This window comes from Nguyenibacter vanlangensis (genome assembly GCF_013376155.1).
Classification (GTDB): Bacteria; Pseudomonadota; Alphaproteobacteria; order Acetobacterales; family Acetobacteraceae; genus Gluconacetobacter; species Gluconacetobacter vanlangensis.
On sequence record NZ_JABXXP010000336.1, the window covers coordinates 1 to 3,163 of the forward strand.

Sequence of the window (3,163 nt, forward strand, 5' to 3'; positions counted from 1 at the left end):
AGGGCCCGCCGGGCCGCGCGCATCCACAAACCCCGCTCCAGCGCCGGAAAGATCATACGGACCAGCGGATAGACCAGGGCCGCGTCATCCGGCCGCAGCGGGCCGGCGGCGATGGCGGGGTGCGTCGTCATGACGATATCGGCACAGTCCTTCTTTTTCGCCTTTCGCACGTAACGCTCGCGAGCGTTGCACGCAGAGGCATTGATTCAGGTCAATTCCGCCCGCATTCTGTGCTAGCGTTCATTTCCTGGCCGCCGGGCTTCGGCGGCATGAGCGGCCGCCACGCCCGGGGGCCCAAACCGGGAGGACCCGGCCGACATGCCCGACCCGACCCCTTGCCAGCGCGAGGCCCCGCCCCGCCGCGCCGTGCTGTCCGGCCTGCACCGCCAGCCGGGCTATTGCCTGACCTGCGGGGTACGGGCGCACAGCGTCTGCAGCGCCATCGACGATCAGGACATCGCCCGCCTGGCGGAAATGGCGGTCGAGACGACGGTGCTGCCCGGGCGCACCTTCATCGAGGAAGGCGCGCCGGCCACCGACTTCTTCAACGTCACCGCAGGCAACGTCAAACTGTTCAAGGCGCTGCCGGACGGGCGGCGGCAGATCACCGGCTTCGCCGGCACCGGCCATTTCCTGGGGCTGGCGGTGTCCGACCGGTATGCCTTCGGGGCCGAGGCGATGGACACGGTCCGGCTCTGCCGGTTCTCACGCACCCGCATGCGCCAGATGATGGACGATTTCCCCCGCCTCGAACGCCGCCTGCTCGCCGAGGCGTCGAACGAACTGGTGGCGGCGCAGAGCCAGATGCTGCTGCTGGGCCGCAAGACCGCGCGCGAGCGGGTGGCCAGCTTTCTGCTGGACCGCGTGGGCGACGCGCCATGCCCCGACCAGGACAGAAGCCGGGGCCAGAGCCAGGGTCAGGGTCAGGGTCAGGGTTTGAATCAGGGTCAGGACGTGCCGCTGCCGATGACCCGCGCGGACATCGCCGATTATCTGGGCCTGACGATCGAAACCGTCAGCCGGACGCTGAGCTGGATGCGCACCGAACGGATGATCGCCATCGGCAAGGGCCATGCGGTGCGCGTCACCGCGATGGACCGGCTGGAAATCCTGGCCGGCGGCGAAGCCTGACCCGCCGCTATTCGTCCAGTTGCCCGGGCCGGGGCAATATGGCCGACCGCACGGTGCGCGCCCGGTTGGGGCCGCCGACCACGTGGCCGATGGGCGTCAGGACGTCGACATGGTCACAGATGATCTTGAACACCGCCAGCAGCGGCACCGACAGGAACGCCCCCCAAACGCCCCACAGCCAGTCCCAGAACATCAGCGAGCCCATGACCAGCACCGGATTGAGGGTGAAGCGCCGCGCCAGCACCATCGGCGTGATCGTCTCGCCCTCCAGCAGGTGGATGCCCAGATAGACCAGCGGCGGCAGCAGCGCCTGCAGCAGGGACGGCAGCACGATCACGCTGACGACGAAATAGACCAGGATGCCGGTCAGCGGCCCGATGATGGGGATATAATTCAGCAGGAACGCCACCACCCCCCACAGCAGCGGGTTGGGCAGGCCGAACACCCAGCATTGCAGCATGTTCGCCAGTCCGACCAGCAGGTTGATGGCGGTGATCGTGGTCAAATAGAGCGAGATGTTGCGTTCAACCTGCGATGCGATCTGCACCGCGCGGCGCTTGTCGGCAAAGGTCGGCATGATCTCGACGACCCGCCGCAGCAGGCTGTCCCCCTGCGCCAGCAGGAAGAACAGCATCAGCATCATCGTGAAGGCCTGCCCGACGAAGGCCCGCGTGCCCAGCAGCACGCTGGATCCCAGCGAACTCAGCCCCCCGCCCGGCGACGCGGACGCCACCACCACGACCGGCGCGCCGGCGGCACGATGCTCGCCGCTGACCACGGTCAGGAAATTCTCGATCCGCTCGTTGGCGGCCTGGATCATCTGGATCGGGCCGTGCATCAGCGCCAGCCGCGTCTGGATCGCGGTCATGGTCTGCGGCGCCCGCGCGATCCAGCCGGCGGCCGGCACCGAAATCGCCGTGCCGATCGCCCCCACCACCCCGAACAGGCACAGGATCAGCAGCAGCGCCGCCAGCGTCTTGGGCAGGTGCAGCCGCGTATGCAGCACGCGCATGGGCGCCGACAGCAGCAGATTGACCACCACCGCCAGCACGATCGGCAGGATGATCGCGGCCGCGAAATACAGCGTATAGAACACCGCCAGGACCGTCAGGATCAGCAGGCAGACGGTCTGGGGCTGAAAACGGCTGCGGCGGATGATCTCGGCCGCCCGTTCCCGCCGCGCGGCCGCTTCGACATCGTCCAATTCCGACACAGGCGGCATGGCCCACTCTCGCCCAAGGCAGCGCGGCCACCGGACCGGCCCGTCACCCGGGGGTAATCCGCCGCTTGCCGGCGCGCAAGGCACAAAAGACGGCGCACGCCGCCCCGCGAATGCCCCGTGCGAACGAACGCGATCACAAAAACGTGAGACACCTGCCTCCCCTCGCGCGCCCCTTTGCCGCGATCGGGGGTTGAAAGGACGGGTCAAGCGGTCGCACATTGGCCCGAGCGCGGCCAGCCGGAGAACGGGCAGCACCCGTTTTTCGCCGGCCGCCCGTTTTCGCAACCGATGGAGACCGTCATGGCCTGGACTGCCCCGAAGATCACCGAAGTTCCGCTGGGCGCGGAAATCAACAGCTACGTCTGCGGCCAGAAGAAATAAGCCGCATGACGCCGCCCGCCTCGCGCGGGCGGCGTTTTTCCCCTAAACCTCCGGCCATGATCGACATCATCGTTCTCGGCGCGGCGGCGGGCGGCGGCTTTCCGCAATGGAACTCCAACGCCCCTTCATGCCGACGGGCCCGCGCCGGCGATCCGGCGGCCCTGCCCCGGACCCAGGCCTCGATCGCCGTCAGCGGCGACGGCACGCACTGGTTCATCATCAACGCCTCGCCCGACCTGCGCCAGCAGATCGGCCAGACCGAGGCGCTGCATCCCCGCCACGGGCTGCGCTCAACCCCCATCGCCGGGGTGGTCCTGACGGGCGGCGAGGTCGACACCATCACCGGGCTGCTGACCCTGCGCGAACGCCAGCCCTTCACCCTGCTGGCCACCGCCCCGGTGCTGGCGCTGCTCGACGCCAACCCGATCT

At 68.6% G+C, this 3,163-nt stretch carries 4 protein-coding genes; 3 read left to right on the top strand and 1 reads right to left on the bottom strand.

Going from position 1 to position 3,163, the window contains the following annotated elements; translation table 11 throughout:
* The first annotated feature begins 318 nt into the window (after positions 1-318).
* Positions 319-1,131 (top strand): Crp/Fnr family transcriptional regulator, encoded by an 813-nt coding sequence (locus HUK84_RS13370; RefSeq protein ID WP_176640733.1) that lies wholly within the window; start codon positions 319-321, stop codon positions 1,129-1,131.
* A gap of 7 nt (positions 1,132-1,138) precedes the next feature.
* On the opposite strand, the gene HUK84_RS13375 is transcribed toward HUK84_RS13370, so the two are convergent.
* Positions 1,139-2,353 (bottom strand): AI-2E family transporter, encoded by a 1,215-nt coding sequence (locus HUK84_RS13375; protein ID WP_176640734.1) that lies wholly within the window; start codon positions 2,351-2,353, stop codon positions 1,139-1,141.
* A 300-nt stretch (positions 2,354-2,653) separates the two neighbouring features.
* Here HUK84_RS13375 and pqqA point away from each other — a divergent pair, with 300 nt between their 5' ends.
* A complete protein-coding gene (pqqA, locus tag HUK84_RS13380; RefSeq protein WP_012224451.1) occupies positions 2,654-2,734 on the top strand; it encodes a pyrroloquinoline quinone precursor peptide PqqA in 81 nt (26 codons plus the stop codon).
* Between the two features lie 56 nt (positions 2,735-2,790).
* The coding region (locus tag HUK84_RS13385) for an MBL fold metallo-hydrolase (protein WP_246285669.1) at positions 2,791-3,163 on the top strand (373 nt) is incomplete at its 3' end.

What these genes read in the sequence shown, in the direction of transcription:
- HUK84_RS13370 (WP_176640733.1), top strand. Translation starts at nt 319, where the DNA reads ATGCCCGACCCGACCCCTTGCCAGCGCGAGGCCCCGCCCCGCCGCGCC.
- HUK84_RS13375 (WP_176640734.1), bottom strand. Translation starts at nt 2,353, where the DNA reads ATGCCGCCTGTGTCGGAATTGGACGATGTCGAAGCGGCCGCGCGGCGG.
- pqqA (WP_012224451.1), top strand. Translation starts at nt 2,654, where the DNA reads ATGGCCTGGACTGCCCCGAAGATCACCGAAGTTCCGCTGGGCGCGGAA.